11 protein-coding genes are annotated in these 15,060 nt (G+C 76.4%); all 11 read left to right on the top strand.

Annotation, left to right across the window (positions count from 1 at the left end; all coding sequences use genetic code 11):
- Positions 1-3: 3 nt before the first annotated feature.
- The 11 genes from RV986_RS09265 to RV986_RS09315 all read left to right on the top strand — a co-directional run bounded on the left by RV986_RS09265 (position 4) and on the right by RV986_RS09315 (position 15,014).
- The gene (locus RV986_RS09265) at positions 4-1,227 is read left to right on the top strand and encodes a phage late control D family protein (protein ID WP_475916929.1); all 1,224 of its coding nucleotides are present in this window, start codon (positions 4-6) and stop codon (positions 1,225-1,227) included.
- A gap of 7 nt (positions 1,228-1,234) precedes the next feature.
- Positions 1,235-1,990, top strand: coding sequence for a phage baseplate assembly protein V (locus RV986_RS09270; protein ID WP_475916930.1), 756 nt, complete (start codon positions 1,235-1,237; stop codon positions 1,988-1,990).
- Positions 1,987-2,454, top strand: coding sequence for a GPW/gp25 family protein (locus RV986_RS09275; RefSeq protein ID WP_475916931.1), 468 nt, complete (start codon positions 1,987-1,989; stop codon positions 2,452-2,454). Before RV986_RS09270 ends, RV986_RS09275 begins: the two co-directional genes overlap by 4 nt.
- Entirely contained in the window at positions 2,451-4,589 is a 2,139-nt protein-coding gene (locus tag RV986_RS09280; RefSeq protein ID WP_475916932.1) for a baseplate J/gp47 family protein, read from the top strand. The genes RV986_RS09275 and RV986_RS09280 overlap by 4 nt, the downstream gene beginning before the upstream one ends.
- Complete coding sequence (locus tag RV986_RS09285) at positions 4,586-6,760, top strand: putative baseplate assembly protein (protein WP_475916933.1); 2,175 nt, start codon at positions 4,586-4,588, stop codon at positions 6,758-6,760. The genes RV986_RS09280 and RV986_RS09285 overlap by 4 nt, the downstream gene beginning before the upstream one ends.
- A 3-nt stretch (positions 6,761-6,763) precedes the next feature.
- Complete coding sequence (locus tag RV986_RS09290) at positions 6,764-8,299, top strand: hypothetical protein (RefSeq protein WP_475916934.1); 1,536 nt, start codon at positions 6,764-6,766, stop codon at positions 8,297-8,299.
- Positions 8,296-9,738 carry a hypothetical protein gene (locus RV986_RS09295; RefSeq protein WP_475916935.1) on the top strand — a complete coding sequence of 481 codons (1,443 nt, stop codon included), beginning with the start codon at positions 8,296-8,298 and terminating at the stop codon, positions 9,736-9,738. Before RV986_RS09290 ends, RV986_RS09295 begins: the two co-directional genes overlap by 4 nt.
- Complete coding sequence (locus tag RV986_RS09300; protein ID WP_475916936.1) at positions 9,735-10,880, top strand: hypothetical protein; 1,146 nt, start codon at positions 9,735-9,737, stop codon at positions 10,878-10,880. Before RV986_RS09295 ends, RV986_RS09300 begins: the two co-directional genes overlap by 4 nt.
- A 130-nt stretch (positions 10,881-11,010) precedes the next feature.
- Positions 11,011-12,219, top strand: a complete 1,209-nt coding sequence (locus RV986_RS09305; protein ID WP_475916937.1) for a hypothetical protein — start codon at positions 11,011-11,013, stop codon at positions 12,217-12,219.
- A gap of 122 nt (positions 12,220-12,341) precedes the next feature.
- Positions 12,342-12,926 (top strand): hypothetical protein, encoded by a 585-nt coding sequence (locus tag RV986_RS09310; RefSeq protein ID WP_475916938.1) that lies wholly within the window; start codon positions 12,342-12,344, stop codon positions 12,924-12,926.
- Between the two features lie 45 nt (positions 12,927-12,971).
- Entirely contained in the window at positions 12,972-15,014 is a 2,043-nt protein-coding gene (locus tag RV986_RS09315; protein ID WP_475916939.1) for a hypothetical protein, read from the top strand.
- Positions 15,015-15,060 lie beyond the last annotated feature (46 nt).

The raw sequence follows: 15,060 nt of genomic DNA on the forward strand, positions 1-15,060 counted from the left end.
GCGATGGCACCGCTGTCGACAGCGACCGCGACACCCCTGCCGGCCGACACGTACGCCCCGTGCTTCGAGGTCGCCCTGGACGGCTCCGAGATCGCCGGTCGGATGCGCGAGTGTGTGCTCGACATCCAGGTGGTCCGCGAGCTGGACCGGACGGGGACGTTCTCCCTGGAGCTGAGCAACTGGGACGAGCTGAACCGCCTGCTGCGCTTCGACGACCCGAAGCACTTCGCCCCCGGCCAGCTGGTGGAGATCCGGCTCGGCTACACCTCGCCGGGCCGGCCGCCGGTGGTGGCCAAGGGCCAGGTCACCACGGTCCAGCCGGACTTCCCCTCGTCGGGGCCGCCGACCCTGCAGATCACCGGCCAGGACCGCACGACGCGGATGAAGGAGCGCAAGCCGCGGCCCGAGGACGTGACGACGTTCGAGAACCTCGCCGACTGGCAGATCGCGCAGAAGATCGCGGAGCGCCACCAGCTGGAGCTGGTGGCCGAGAAGGAGGGCGTGGTGCATCCGCGGGTGACACAGGACAACCAGGACGACATCACCTTCCTGCTGAAACGCGCCAAGCGCATCGACCGGGAGTGCTACGTGGCGCCCTGCCCCAGGACCGGGGTGGAGAAGCTGTACTTCGTCTCCCCCGCCGACGGCCGGGCGGGGTCGACGGCCCGGCAGCCGCACACCTTCGACCTCTGGTACGCGGTGCCGGCCGGCGGCACCCGGTCGCGAGGCGCGAAGGAGGGCCCGCCCCCGGCACCGGCCGGGCGTCCCGAGCCCAACCTGATCTCGTTCCGGCCGACCCTGACCCTGTCGGGGCAGGTCGCCAAGGTGACGGTCCGCGGCTGGGACCCCCGGCGCAAGCAGGCGATCGTCGGTGTCGCCACACAGGCGGACCTGCGGGCGGAGCGCGACGCCGGGCGCAGCGGACCCGCGGCGGCGGCGCAGGAGATGGGCGACCGGGAAGAGGTGATCGTGGACCGGCCGGTCAGCTCCGAGCAGGAGGCCCGGGCGCTGGCGGTGAGCGTACTGCGCGGCAGGTCCTACGAGTTCGTCACCTGCGCGGGGCAGTTGGCCGGGCTGCCGGATCTGGTGCCGAGCGACTCGCTGCGGATCGGCGGAGTGGGCGGCCGGTTCGGCGGCACCTACTACACGACCAAGGTGACGCATTCCCTCAACTCCTCCGGATTTCTCACCTCGTTCGAGGCGCGGCGCACGTCCGAGGGGCGGTGACGGGGCGATGACGGCCATGCCGGGACCGGTCCTGGACAACATGTACTTCGGTGTGGTGACCGCGATCGTGGTGCGGGTGGAGGACGACCCGGAGAAGGAGTGCCGGGTGAAGCTCAAGCTGCCGTGGTTCCACGGCGCCATGATCAGCGACTGGTGCCGGGTCACACAGCCGTACGCGGGCAACGGGTACGGGGCGAGTTTCGTGCCGGAGCAGGGCGACGAGGTGCTGGTCGCCTTCAACCACGGCGACATGCGGTACCCCGTGGTCATCGGCTGCCTCTACAACGGCGTGGACAAACCGCCCACGCACCGGACCGGCGGCCGGGACGAGAAGCTGCTGCGGACCAAGCACGGCCATGAACTGGCCCTGGACGACAGCTCCGGCAAGGAGGCCGTGCGGCTCACCTCGTCCGCCGGGCACCGCATCGAACTCGACGACGCCGGCGGCTCGGTGGTGGTGCGCACCGCCTCCGGCGGCAGGGTGACGGTGACCGCCGACGGCTCGGTGGAGATCAGCGCCGGCTCCGGTCCGGTGACGATCGGCGGCGGCTCGGTGACAATCACCGCGGACTCGGTGACGCTGGACGCGCCGCAGGTGAAGCTGGGCACCGGGGCCTCGGACCACGCGGTCTCGTGGGAGAAGTTCCTGCCCTGGTTCACCCAGCACACCCACCCGGTCCCCGGATCCGGCACGACCCTTCAGGCGGTCCCCCCACCGGGCGTCCCGGCGCCGATGTCGACGACCGTGCGGGTGGCGCCGTGACCGCCGGTGCGCCGGGCGGCGCGGAGGCCTTCCTCGGCCGGGGCTGGCGCTTCCCGCTGCTGCCGGACGCCTCGGGCCGACTGGCGTACGCGGCCGGTGAGGACAGCGTCCGCGACTGTCTGCTGGTGCTGGTGCGCACCGCGCTGGGCGAGCGGGTGATGCGCCCGGAGCTCGGCACCCGCGCCCCGGAGCTGGTCTTCGCGCCGGGCAGTTCGCGTGCCCTGCGCGAACTGGAGGACTCGGTGCGGTTCGCCGTCCGGGACTTCGAGCCGCGGGCCGCCGTGGACGACGTACGGGCGCAGGCGCAGCCGGGTGAGGAGTGGCGGGTGACGGTCTCCGTCGACTACCGGGTCAGGGCGACGGGGCGGCACGAGACGCTGGTCTTCCCCTACTACCTCGACGGCGGCTCCGGACTCGTCGGCGGAGCCGGGGCGTTCGAGGCGGGCGGGGGTGGCCTCTCATGACCCTGTCACCGCTGCGGCTGGACGATCTGTCCTGGGCCGATCTGGTGGACGCGGTCCGCACCCGCATCCCCGCCGAGTCCGCGGGCCGTTGGACCCTGCACGCCCCTGTCGACCCGGGCATGACCCTGCTGGACCTGCAGGCCTATCTGCTGGAGCAGCAGGTCTACCGGCTCGACCAGGTGCCGGACGCGGTCGTGCACGCGGTGCTGCGGCTGCTGGGGGTGCCGGGACCCGCCCCGGCGACGGCCGCGGTGACGGTGCTTCAGGTCGTTCCGGAGGAGCCCGGCACCCGGCTGCGGATCCGGGAGGGCGCCTCGTTCGGCCGGGAACCGGGGCGCGGCACCGACTTCCACCTCGACCGCGATCTGGACGTCCTGCCGGTGCGCGTGACCGGGTTGTCGGTGCGGGACACCTCCGGTGACCGGGACCGTACGGCCGACCTCGCAGCCGGACGCCCGGTGCCCCTGGCGGGTGCCCACGGCCGTCCCGCGCGGGTCCGCGTACGTCTGTCCGTGTCCGGGGACGGTTTCCCGGACGGCGGGGCGCTCTCGCTGCTGCTCGTCCTGGCGGAGCCGGCGGGACCGTGGACCGGGAGCCGGACACCCGACGGGTGGAGCGCGGAGGCGGTGGCCGATGTGCCGCCGCCGGTCCGGCTGCGGTGGTCGTACGGGCCCGTCGGGGACGTACGTGTCCTGCCGGCCGGGGCGGTGGTGGACGGCACCGGTGGGCTGCGCCGGTCCGGACCGGTCCGGCTGACCCTGCCCGCGACGCCCGCGGGCACCGAACGGGAACTCGTCCTGGACACACCCGACGCGGCGTTCGCCGCACCGCCGCGGCTGCTGCGTCTGTCCCCCAACGCGGTTCCCGCGCACCACGCGCGGCGGGTCCGTCTGGAGGAGGACGCGGGCGGGTCGGTGGTGGCCCGGTTCGCCGGACGGCCGCCGCTGCCGGGCCTCGTGGTCGCGCTGCCCGGGGACGCCGCCGGACGGCTGATCGACGTCGGACGGTTCACGCTGCGGGAGACCGACGACGCCGGGAGCGTTCGCGCCCACGACTGGACGGCCGTGCCGGATCTGGCGTTCAGCGGCCCGCTGGACCGGGTGTTCACCGTGGACCGGGCGTTCGGGGCGCTGCGCTTCGGTGACGGTCTGACCGGACGGATCCCCCGGGTCGGCCGCACCGGCTCCGGGACGGTGGTGTGGGCCGAGTACCGGCTCGGCGGCGGCCCCGCCGGCAACGGCGGCGCGGATCCCGCCGTGCGCGCCGCCGTGCCGACGGCCCTGCTGGCCTTCCCCGCGCTGGCCGGTCTCGCCGGGCGGCGGGCGGCCGGGGAGCAGTCGCCGCCCGGGGACTGGGTGTTCACCGGCGGGTCCGCGGACACCGAGCCGCCCGACGCCCCGTGCACCGCGCGCGCCCTCGTGCCGTCCGTCGGCGGGGCCGAACCGGAGACCCCGGCGGCCGCGCGCCGCCGGGCCGCCACCGCGCTCGCCGTCCTCACCCGTGCCGTGACCGCCGCCGACCACGAGGAACTCGCCCTCTCCACCCCCGGGGTCGCCGTCGCCCGCGCCCACGCGCTGGTCGGCGCGCACCCCGCGCACCCCGGGCGGACCGTGCCCGGTGCCGTGACCACGCTCGTCGTCCCCCGGGTGCCGCGCGCCCCCGCCGACAGCGCCGGACCCGACGCCGTGCCGCTGCCGGTGCCCGACCCCGGCACCCTGAGCGCCGTACGGGCCCGGCTGGAGCGCGGACGCCTCCTCGGCGCCGGGGTGTTCGTCGCGCCCCCGCGCTACCGCCCGGTCCGGGTGCGGGTCACCCTCGCCGCGGACACCGCCCGCAGGCGGCTCCTCGAAGCGGCACTCCGCCGCCACCTCGACCCCCTCGTCGGCGGCGACGGCACCGGCTGGCCCTTCGGCGGGGTGCTGCGCCCCTCGGCGCTGCTGCGCGCGGCGCAACGCGCGCTGGAGGCGGCGGGCGACCGCACCCCCGTACAGGCCGTGGCCGTGGCCCTGGACGAGGGGCCGTACGCGTCCTGCGGGGATGTGCCGCTGCGCGCCGGCGAACTCCCCGGCCCCGTCGAGGTCCTGGTGTGCGGCACGCCGCCGTCCGGTGCCGTCCCCCGGGAGGTACGCGCATGAACGCCCACGACCCCGGCCCCGACCCCGGTCTGTCCGTCTCGGTCGATCCCGTCGCGCGGCTCGCCCCGGCGGTGGACGAACCGTGGTGGACGCTGTCCGCCGGGGCCGCGCGGACGGCGCTGCTCGACGCGGACGGCCGCCCGGTGCCGCTGGGCGTCACCCGGGACGAGCTGGTCGCGGCGCTGCGCGCCCGGGTCGGCGGCTTCACCCCCGACTGGACCGGCACCGGCCCCGACGACGCGGGAGAGGCGCTGCTGCGGCTGTTCGGGCTGATGGCGGAGGCGGTGGCCGAACGCGTCGACCGGCTGCCCGCCAAGCTGCTCGTGGAGCAGCTGCGGATCGCCGGAGTCTCCCCGCTGCCCGCCTCGCCCGCCCAGGTCCTGCTGCGTCTGACGGCGACGGCGGACGCCGGGCCGGGAGTTCAGGTCCCGGCCGGCTTCCAGGCCGGCGCGCCCGGTGCGGACGGCACCGAAGTGGTGATGGAGACGGTGGACGACATGTGGGTGTCGCCCGCCGAGCTCACGTCCCTGGCGGTGGGCCGCCCCGCGACGGGGACGCTGCCGGGGCCGGTGGACGAGGTGGTGCCGGGAGAGGGTGCCGCCGCCGACGGCTTCCTCCCGTTCGGCGCCCGGGGCACGCCCGGCTCGGCGCTGTGGCTGGGGTTCACCGCCCCGCAGGCGATGGAGGGCGGCCTCTCGCTCGCCTTCGCCGCCGCCCCGCGCCCGGACGGTCCCGCCGCCGCGGCGCGCGGAACCGTGGCTCCGCCCCAGGCGCCCCCGCCGGAACTGCGCTGGTCGGTCCTGGACGGGGACACCTTCCGGACCGTCGATGTCGTGGTGGACCACACCGGCGCGCTGGCCGGCACCGGGACCGTACAGCTGCGGCTGCCGTCGGGGTGGCGGCCGGGCCGGCCGCCGGGCGGCGCCCAGCTGCCCGAGGCCCGCTGGCTGCGCGTACGGCTCACCGGAGGGACGTACGCCGAGCCGCCGCGGCTCGTCGCCGTCCTGCCGCACACGGTGCTCGCCCTCGCCGTGCGGACCGTGCGCGACGAGGTGCTGAGTCCCCCGCCCGTGGATCCCGGGGAGCAGGACGGCGGGGCGGGCGTACGGCTGGGGGTGGCGACGCCGCCCGTCGTGCCGGGTTCGCTGACCGTCACCGTCGCCGACGATCCGGCCGCGCCGCTGCTGCCCGCCGGGGACGTGCCGGCCGCTCCCGCGCGGGCACCGCTGCCGGTGTGGCGCGAGGTGCCCGACCTGGCGCTCGCGGGCCCCGCCGACCGGGTGTTCGCCCTCGACGCCGAGACCGGCGTCCTCACCTTCGGCGACGGGGTGCACGGCGTCGCGCTGCCGCCGGGAGTGGGGAACGTACGGGCCCTCGGTTACCGCACGGGGGGCGGCAGGCGGGGCGCGGTCGCGGCGGAGACGGCCACCGTGCTGCGTACCGCCGTGCCGGGAGTGGCCTCGGTGACCAACCCGCTGCCCGGCAGCGGCGGCAGCGACACCGAACGGTTCGAGGCCACCGTGCGGCGCGGCGCCGCCGAGATCCGCACCGCCGGGCGGGCCGTCACCCCCGCCGACCACGCGCTGCTGGCGCTGCGCGCCCCGGGCGCCCGGGTGGCCCGCGCCCACGCCGTGCCCGGGCACCACCCGGACCATCCCGCCGCCCGGCTGCCCGGCATCGTCGGCGTCTATCTGGTGCCGCCCGACGAGGATCCCGCCACCGCCGGGGCGCCGCTGCCCACGGCCGGGGACCTGGAAGCCGTCGCGGACCATCTGACTGGCGCCCTCGCCCCGACCGGCATCACCGTCGTCACCGCCGCGCCCCGGTACGTCCGCGTCGACGCCCGGATCGTGCTGGCGCTCGCCGCGGGCGCCGACCGGGCCGCGGCCGTACGCCGTGCCGAGGACGGGCTGCGCCGCTTCCTGCACCCGCTCGACGGGGGCGCCGCGGGCGACGGCCGGCCCTTCGGCGCGCCCCTCGTGCACACCGAGCTGCTGCGCCGGCTGCTCGCCGACGACGCGGTCGCGGCGGTGCCGCTGCTGACGCTCACGGTGGACGGACGGCCGGTACCGCCGTGCACGGACACACCGCTGCCGCCGCACGCGCTGGTCCGCGTCGGCCGGGTGACGGCCTCCGTCGTCGCCCCCACCACCGATCAGCGAGGGAGGTGACCAGTGGACATCCGTACCGACGCGCCCGCGCACCTGCTGCTGGACGCCGGCTCGGGCTGGCGTCCGGCCGCGGGAGCGGCGGCCCCGCTGCCCGCGCCCGTCCAGGACGGCGACGCGCTCGTCCTGCCGCCCGGCGTGACCGAGGCGGCCCTGGTCACCGTCCCGCTCGACAGCGGGATCTCCCGGTGCCGCTGGCACCGGCTGCGGGTCGCCGCCGACGTGCCCTCGGGCAGCGCGCTGGTCGTCCAACTGGCCACCACCGGCGACGATCCCACCGTCACGCCGGGGCCCGCGGACTGGCAGACGGTCACGGGACCGGGGTACGACGTCCTGGTCGACCAGCCGCCGGGCCGGTACCTCGTCGTACGGCTGCTGCTGGGCCGCGGCGACGCCACCGCGCCCGGACCCGCCGTACGGCAGCTGCGCCTCGACCTGCCCCGTGCCACCTCGGCGGACCTGCTGCCGGCCGTCTACCGCGAGGATCCGACCGCCGACGACTTCACCGAGCGGTTCCTCGCCCTGTTCGACTCGGTGGTCGAGACCCTAGACCGGGCCGCGGAACGGGCGCCCGCGCTGCTCGACCCGGCCGGTGTGCCCGAGGGCGTACTGCCGTGGATCGCGGGGCTGCTCGGCCTCGATCTGGGGCCGGACCCCGACCCGGCGCCCGGTGCGAGCTCCGGCGGCGGCCCGGGCGGCACCGCGCACCCCGGCGCACCCGACCCGGGGACCGCGCAGTTGCCGCCCGCCGTGCTGCGCCGGCTCATCGCGGCGGCACCGGAGTTGCGCAGACGGCGCGGCACACCCTGCGGGCTCGCGCTGGCGCTGGAGATCGTGCTCGGGGTGCGCCCGGCGATCCTGGAACCGGCCGCCGCCCCGTGGGGCGCGGTGGGCCGGGACACCCGCCTGGGTGAGGTGCGGTTGTTCGGGCGGTCGGCGTCACGGGTACGGCTCGGCGGGTCCGCGGTCCTCGGTTCGCGACTGGCCGGACCCGGTGCCCGGCGGGGCGGGGCGCCCCTGCGTTCGCTCGGCGACCCGGACGACGACCCGCTGACCGGCACCGCGTTCCGTTTCCGCGTCCTCCTCCCGCCGCTCCCGGCCGACCACACCGACCACACCGACCACACCGACCACACCGACAGGGCCGGCAGCACCGGCAGGGTCGGCAGCGCCGACAGGAGTGGCAGCGCCGACAGGATCGCCGGCGCCGCCAGGACCGCCGCGGATCTCGTCGAACGGCTCTCGCCCGCCCACACCACCGCGACCGTGTCCGTCGGCGGGCTCGGCTTCACCGTCGGCGAACGCAGCGCGGTCGGCGTGGACACCCTCCTGGTCGGTCCCGTGACGTCCCCGGCCGGCGCGGCCGTCCTCGGCGCGGACAGCGTGCTCGGGGCGGACCGCTCGGCGCGGCGCGGCATCCGGCTGGACGGCACGTCGGGCGCGGGCGTCCGCACGGTGGCCCTGGACGGCGGCGGCGCGGGCGGACCCACCGCCGAGAACACCGATGGACAGCCCGACGAGAAGAAAGGCAGGACCCCATGACGGCTCCTCCGACCGGGCGTGACAGCGCCCCACGGACCGGCCGGCGGCGGCTGACGTACTTCCACGGCCAGTTGCTGTCCGCGCAGGACCTCCGCCAGGAGCAGGAGCAGTTCCTCGCCCGGCTGCGTCTGCACAACCTCGCGCTGCACGGCCACGGCGTGGCCCACGGGCTGTGGACGCGCCCGGTGCCCGACGACGAGTGCCCCGATCCGAGGCGCGCGGCGCCCTGGTTCGAGGTGACCGACGGGGTGGCCGTCGACCGGCACGGCGCCGAGCTGATCGTGCCCTGCGGCGTCCTGCCCCGGCACGACCTGTGGCGCCTCCTCGACGAGGACGAACGCTGCCGGGCCCTGGAGAGCGTCCGCTCCGGCGCCGACGGCGTCACCGTGTATCTGACGATCCATCACTGCGAGGAGCCGGTCGACAGCGTGCGCGCCGTCTACACCGAGTCCTGCGACGGGCTCCCGCGCACCGCCTACGCCCACATCCGCGAAGGCTTCGTGCTGCGCGCGACGACCCGGGAGCCGGAGCCGGAGCCCTGTGACCCGGACTGCCCCTGCGAGCCACCCGGCAAAGGCGCCCCGGACGCGCACGGGTGCGGTGACGGCAGGGTCGTCGGACCCGGCCTGCTGCTCGCCCGCGTGGACCGCGTACACCCCGAACGCGCCCTCGCCCCCGAGCAGATCCACCCCGAGGTCCGCCGCCCCCTCGCCCGGCGTCCGGCGACCGTGATCACCAGCGTCTCCTGGCCGCACGGCGGCCGGCTGACGACCCAGCAGGCACGCGCGCTGCTGGGCAGAGACGGGCTGCGGATCCGCTTCTCGCGGCCGGTGCGGACCGCGAACGTCCGCGACCAGGGCATCGTGGACCTGTTCCAGATCACCGGTGGCCGGGGCGTCCACGGCACCGTCATGCGTCTGGAGACCCGCGTCGACGCACGGCCGCCGGACCACACCGTCGAGCGTCACGAGCCCGGCGAGGGCCACGCGTCCGACGGGACCACGAAAGAGCTCAGGATCCGGCAGACGGACCGCGAATACCTCAACGACGGCGACCGGATCCATCTGGTGCTGCGCGCCCCGTTCGTCCTGGACGTCTGCGGCGACCCGGTGGACGGCACCCACACCGGCGGCCTCGTACCGCAGCCGGGCGGCCCCCTCGCGCACCGGCCGGGGCTCCTGCCGCCCGACGGGTCCGGTTCCCGCACGTCCGGGACGAGCACGGGCGCGGCCGGCGTCTTCGAGAGCTGGATCCTCATCGACAACCACCGGCCCGACCACGATCACGACCACGACCACAAAACCGATACCGATACCGACACCGACACCGGCTCGGGCTCGGGCTCCGACGCGGACTCGGACGCGGAGGCCGGTACCGGAGCGGACCCCGCGGCCGAGGACGGCGACACCGACGGCGAGACCACCGAGGGGCGGCCATGACCAGCTCCGGCACCCACACCACCGGTCCGCGCGACTGCGGCTGCGGCTGCGGCGGAAGCGGGGGCACGACCGCTCTCCCGGCCTCGGCCGGCTCCCCGGACTCGACCGCCGGGTTCCGCCCCGGCGGCCCCGTCCGCCCGGTCTTCTTCGCGGGCCAGCTGCTCACCGAGGACGACCTCGGCGGCCTCGCCGCCTGGACCACCGGACGCGTCCGCGCCCACAACCGGCTGCGCCATGTGTCGGCCGACGGACACGGCGCGGTCCTGTGCGGGCTCGGCGTCGGCTGCGACTCCTGCGCACGTGGCGTGGTGCGCGTCGGGGCGGGCCACGCGGTGGACGGCGCGGGCAACGACATCCCGGTGACGTGCGCCGAGGACGTCGATGTCGTAGCCCTGGTACGGGAGTTCCGCGCCGTGGGCGGCGGCTGCCCCGACCCCTGTCCGCCGGGTCCCGAACGTACGTACGGCCTCTTCCTGCGCTACGAGGAGGAGTTCGCCGAGCCCGCCGCTCCCTACGATCCCGGGGACGGCTGCGCGGCGGTCGGGTGTGTGCCCACGCGGGTGCGCGAGGGCCACCGCTACTCCATGGGCTGTCTCCCCGGCCCGCCGGAGGACCGGCTGTGCGCGCTGCTGCGCCGCCGGTTCGGCGACGACCGGGAGTTCCTGGCCGCGTGTGTGAGCGACAAGACACGGCCCCCGGCGGACGACCTCGCGGACTGGCTCACCGCCCGCCTCGACGTCAACGGCGACCTGTGCGACCGGGCCCCGCTGGCGTTGCTGTGCGACGTGCCGTCCAAACCGCCCGGCAACGACGTGCAGCACAACCGGCTCCGCAAGGTGCTCGCGTGGCGCGCCTTCGAGGCCTATCTGCGCTCGGCCGTCCGCTCGCTCCTCGTCGTGCCCTGCCCGAGCGGCTGCGTCCCGGAGGTGCTGATCGCCGAGGTGACGCTGGACGGCTGCGACGTCGTACGGGCCGTGCCGGCCGGACGGCGCGGCACCCGGCTGCCCGATCCGGTGGAGCAGCAGTGGCGCAGCGGGCTCGCCCGGCTCTTCGCACACGAGGCCACGACGGTGGAGCTGCTGGTGTTCCTGCTGGACCTCCTCGATCTCACCGGATGTCTGCCACGGCCGACCGAGACCTGACGAGGCCTGACGAGACCTGACGAGACCTGACGAGACCTGCCAAGACACCAAGGCCTTGTGCGACCCGGCGAGGCACAGCCCGCGCCGGCTTGATACCGCTCGACCCGGCGAGACGTGAAAGGAGCAGACCATGGCGGCACCTCTGCGCCCGGAATTCCACGAGGGCCAGATCCTGGCCGCCGACGACCTGTCGGCCGTGGTGCGGTACGACCGCGACGCTGCCGCGCGCCACCACCGGCACCTGCACACCTGGGGGATCGCCTCGGGTCTGGAGGTGACGGTCCGCGCGCGGGCCGGCTCGGACGTCCACAAGACGGTCGTCGTCGGCAGCGGCACCCTCGTCGACCCGTCGGGCCGCGAGATCGTGGTGCCTGCGCCGGTCGAACTCTCCACCCCCGACCAGGGGTTCGTGATCGCCGACCCCGACAACACCGCCCCCCGCCCGCTCATGCTGATGTGGAGCGACGAGCCCGCCACCGGCGTCGCCCCCGTGTCCTTCGGCCGCTGCTCGGCGAACGGCGGCGCCGCGCGCACCACGGAGGGCTTCCTGCTCGTGGTCGGGGCCCCCGGCGACGAGCTCGACCTCGGCGAGCAGCGGCCGCCCGCGCCCGACGCGGGGCCCGACCGGCTGGGCGGCGGCGACCGGGGCCGGGTGCTGCTCTCCTTCGTCACCTGGGGCGGCGGTCAGGACGGCGGCTTCACCGCGGTACTGCCCCGGGCGAACGGGGTCGGCCGCCGGTACGCGGGCGTCCTCGCCGACCGGGTGTCCGCGCGCGGGGGCACCCTGGAACTGGCTGCCGAGCCCCGCCCCGTGGCCGGGAAGGTGGGCGTCCGGATCGGCGGCGCGGACGGCAGCCTCGACATCGGCCGTTTCAACGCGGCCGGCGCGCTCGCCCCGGCGCTGCGCGTCCTCGGCGACGGCAGCACCCGGATCCTCGGCGATGTGCGGGTCTCCGGCGGGCTGACCGTCACCGGCAGCGTGGACAGCCCCCTCGTCACCGGCAGCGTCCTCGTCCAGTCCGGCACCGCGACGCACGGCGTGATCCTGCCGCTGCCCCCACCGGTGACGGCGGACCAGGTGGAGTCGGGCGAGATCGTGCTGCACGTCCAGGTGGCACCACGGCTCCAGACGTACGGCGCTCCCGCCGAGGCCGGCGGCGACAGGTCCGGCTTCGGCGCGCTGCCCGTGGTGCTGCGCTGCGAGGTGGACGCGCGGCGCCGGCTGACCTGTCTGATCGCCTGGTACACGGGGCTCGGCCACGCCCGGGAATTCGGCCTGTTCTCGGTGCTGCCGGGCGCCGCCGACTACGTCGTCCTGGCCACACGTCCGGCCGGCTGACCCGAGCCCCGGCACCGTGCATCCACATCCACATCCACATCCACATCCGTGTCCGTATCCATATCCGTATCCGTATCCGTATCCGTATCCGTCCGAACGGCAGTGACGAGAGCGAGTCAGTCATGGCGATCGCGGTACCGGCCCCGGCGGCCGGGCAGCCCACCGGGACAACCGTCACGGTCGTCCGTCTCCAGCACACCGGCCATGTGGTCGCCGCCCTCACCCGGGCGGGCGCCGCTCCCCCGCCCGTCGCGGGACAGCTGACGGGCAAGGCCTTCCCGCTGGCCGTCCCGGGCGCCGCCGGGCTGGTCCTGATCCCGGCCGACCTCCTCACCGCCGAGGAATTCGGCGACGCGCCGCCCGAGCTCCTCACCGCGCCCTGGCACTGGTACGTGGACACCGGCGACCCGCGGGCCGCCACGCCGGCGGCCGCACAGCTCAAGCAGGTCTCCGGCGCCGCCCCGTCCGTCGACGTCGACGCCGGGTCGCTGCACATCTCCTCGCCCGACGACAAGAACGCCCCCGTCCTCCTCCTGGTCCACCCGCCGGCCCCATGGGGAGCCGGCACCGCCGTGGGCCGCACGCTCGCGGCCGAGCTCGACGGGACCGGGGCGGCCGTCCTCGGCCCGTTCGACGAGGACGACCAGGCCCTGGTCTTCGTCCGAGGACGACCGGCGAGCGCGTACCTCACGGGGCTGCTCGACTGACGCACTGTCGCCCACGGACCACACCAGGACGGAGCTACGACGCGCATGACGACGTTTCCAACGGACACGGCGGCCGACGGCGGCGACGGTCTCATCGCCGCGCTCGGCGGCTGCACCGTGCTCGACTGCCGGGTACGCCTGGTCAGGACCGGCGGCTGGGGCTGGGGGACCGATCCGTCCGAACTGGCCCTGGGCGCGGTGGCGTTGCTCCCCCGCGTGCTGCGGACGCACCTCGCCGGGGCACTCCGGCGCACCGGCCTGCCGCTCCCGGCGCCCGGCACCGTCCGGTCCCCGCACTCCGGCCCCGCACCCCAGGACATGGAGGTCACCGTCCCCGTGCGCATCAGGGCCCACGCCACCCTCGACGAACTCTCGGCGGCGGCCGGGCACCCGGCCGACGGGGGCGGCGCGGCCGTGCCGCCCGGCCCCGACCCGGCGGTGCTCCGCCGCCACCGCGGCCACCCGGGGCCGACCGCTCCGGGTGCGACGGCGTCCGCCCGGGCCGCCGGATCACCGGCCGGCGCCGAGGCGGGTTCCGGATCCGGTGCCGGCGACGACCCGGATTCCGAGGCGCTACGGAGATCCGGTCGGCCCGCGCCGCCCGCGCCGCCCTTCGACCCCGACCGGGTCCTGGTCGGCCTCCTCCACGAGGCCGCCGCCTGCGGCGCGCTCGACACCGTGCTGGCCGGGCTCGCGCCGGAGGCGCTGCGGCTCCTGCTGCGCGCCCTCGACGCCGCGGGAAGCCGCACGGCGAAGGCGCCCGGTCCGCCGACGGTCCCGGCAGTCCCGGCGGCTCCGGCCCCCGGTACCACCGTGGACGCCGCCGGGACGCCCGCCGCTTGTGCCCCGCCCGACCCGGACGCGCTCGCCGACGCCCTCCTGTCGGCCCTGCGCTCCCTGCCGCCCACCGGGACGGACACCCCGCACACCGCCACCCCCACCGGTCCCGAGCCCGCCCCGGACGCCGGCACCCCACCGCCCGCGCACCACACGCCGGCGCCCGGCCGGTCCCGGGAGCACCACCCGGGCCCCGCGTCGGGCACCGTCACCGACATCGACCGCGTCCTCCCCTTCCTGCTGCTCCCGCCGCTCCAGGACCGTGGCTATCTGGAGGCGTTGGCCGCCGTCCTCACCGGCGGGGGCGCGGGGGCCGCCGACGGCGCGGCCTTCGCCGCCTGCCTGGCCCACAAGGTGCTGCCGCCGCCCGCGCACGGCTGGCTGCGCGCACCGCGGGACACCCACGCGGTCGCCGTCTTCGCGGGAACGGCACCCCCGGGCCACGGCGTGTCGGACGTCACCGCTGCGGATCTCGAACGCCGGCTGGGCCCGCTCCTCGCGCTGCTCGACGCGCGGCTCGGGCTCCAGACCGCCCAAGGGCACACCGCCACCAGCCCGTTGCTGCTGTACGCGGTGGCCCCGGACCGGCTGCTCCTGCTGGACCTCGACGGCCTGTACCCGGTGTGGGAGGCCGAGCGGCCCGCGGAACTGTTCCGGCCGTGGGAACTGTCGGGCACCCCCCTGGTCCTGCTGCCCGCCCGGCCCGAGGTCCCCGCGGCCGCCGGGCTGACGCACGCTCTGGACGCCCTGGGCATCGGCTTCGTGACCGATCTGCCGCCCTCCCGCGCCGAACGGCTCAGCCGGGTACCCGGCCCGCGCCGCTGCTGGACCAACACCGGGGCGCGGCTCCCGTCCCGCAGCGCCTCCGACGACGCGTTGCTCGGGGCCGCGCGGCGACTGCCGTACGAGGCCTCCCGCGCCGCCCGGTTCGTCGAGGCGCTGGTCGAGCTGCGCCCCGCCGTCCGCACCGGCCAGGCCCCGGCGGTCGAACGGACGACGACGCTGGCCGCCGGGGTCGCGCTCGCCGACCTGGCCTGGACGCTGTGGTCGCAGCGGGAGGCCACCGATCCCGTGGACGCCCTCGACCGTTTCGCCGACCTGGGGGCCCGCGTGATGGTCCACGACAGCACCGTGGAGATACGTCTCCCGCTGGGCGCCCGGCACGCCGACCTCTACCGGCACCGGCTCCTCGCGGACGTGCCGGACGTGCCGTGGTTCGGCGGCCGCACCGTCGTCTTCACCGGAGGGTGAGATGCCGAACCACCCTGTCCCGAATCGCCCCGCACCGATCAGCCGG

The sequence above is a fragment of the Streptomyces sp. RLA012 genome (genome assembly GCF_056270325.1).

What these genes read in the sequence shown, in the direction of transcription:
- RV986_RS09280 (WP_475916932.1), top strand. Translation starts at nt 2,451, where the DNA reads ATGACCCTGTCACCGCTGCGGCTGGACGATCTGTCCTGGGCCGATCTG.
- RV986_RS09285 (WP_475916933.1), top strand. Translation starts at nt 4,586, where the DNA reads ATGAACGCCCACGACCCCGGCCCCGACCCCGGTCTGTCCGTCTCGGTC.
- RV986_RS09310 (WP_475916938.1), top strand. Translation starts at nt 12,342, where the DNA reads ATGGCGATCGCGGTACCGGCCCCGGCGGCCGGGCAGCCCACCGGGACA.
- RV986_RS09305 (WP_475916937.1), top strand. Translation starts at nt 11,011, where the DNA reads ATGGCGGCACCTCTGCGCCCGGAATTCCACGAGGGCCAGATCCTGGCC.
- RV986_RS09270 (WP_475916930.1), top strand. Translation starts at nt 1,235, where the DNA reads ATGACGGCCATGCCGGGACCGGTCCTGGACAACATGTACTTCGGTGTG.
- RV986_RS09315 (WP_475916939.1), top strand. Translation starts at nt 12,972, where the DNA reads ATGACGACGTTTCCAACGGACACGGCGGCCGACGGCGGCGACGGTCTC.
- RV986_RS09295 (WP_475916935.1), top strand. Translation starts at nt 8,296, where the DNA reads ATGACGGCTCCTCCGACCGGGCGTGACAGCGCCCCACGGACCGGCCGG.
- RV986_RS09300 (WP_475916936.1), top strand. Translation starts at nt 9,735, where the DNA reads ATGACCAGCTCCGGCACCCACACCACCGGTCCGCGCGACTGCGGCTGC.
- RV986_RS09265 (WP_475916929.1), top strand. Translation starts at nt 4, where the DNA reads ATGGCACCGCTGTCGACAGCGACCGCGACACCCCTGCCGGCCGACACG.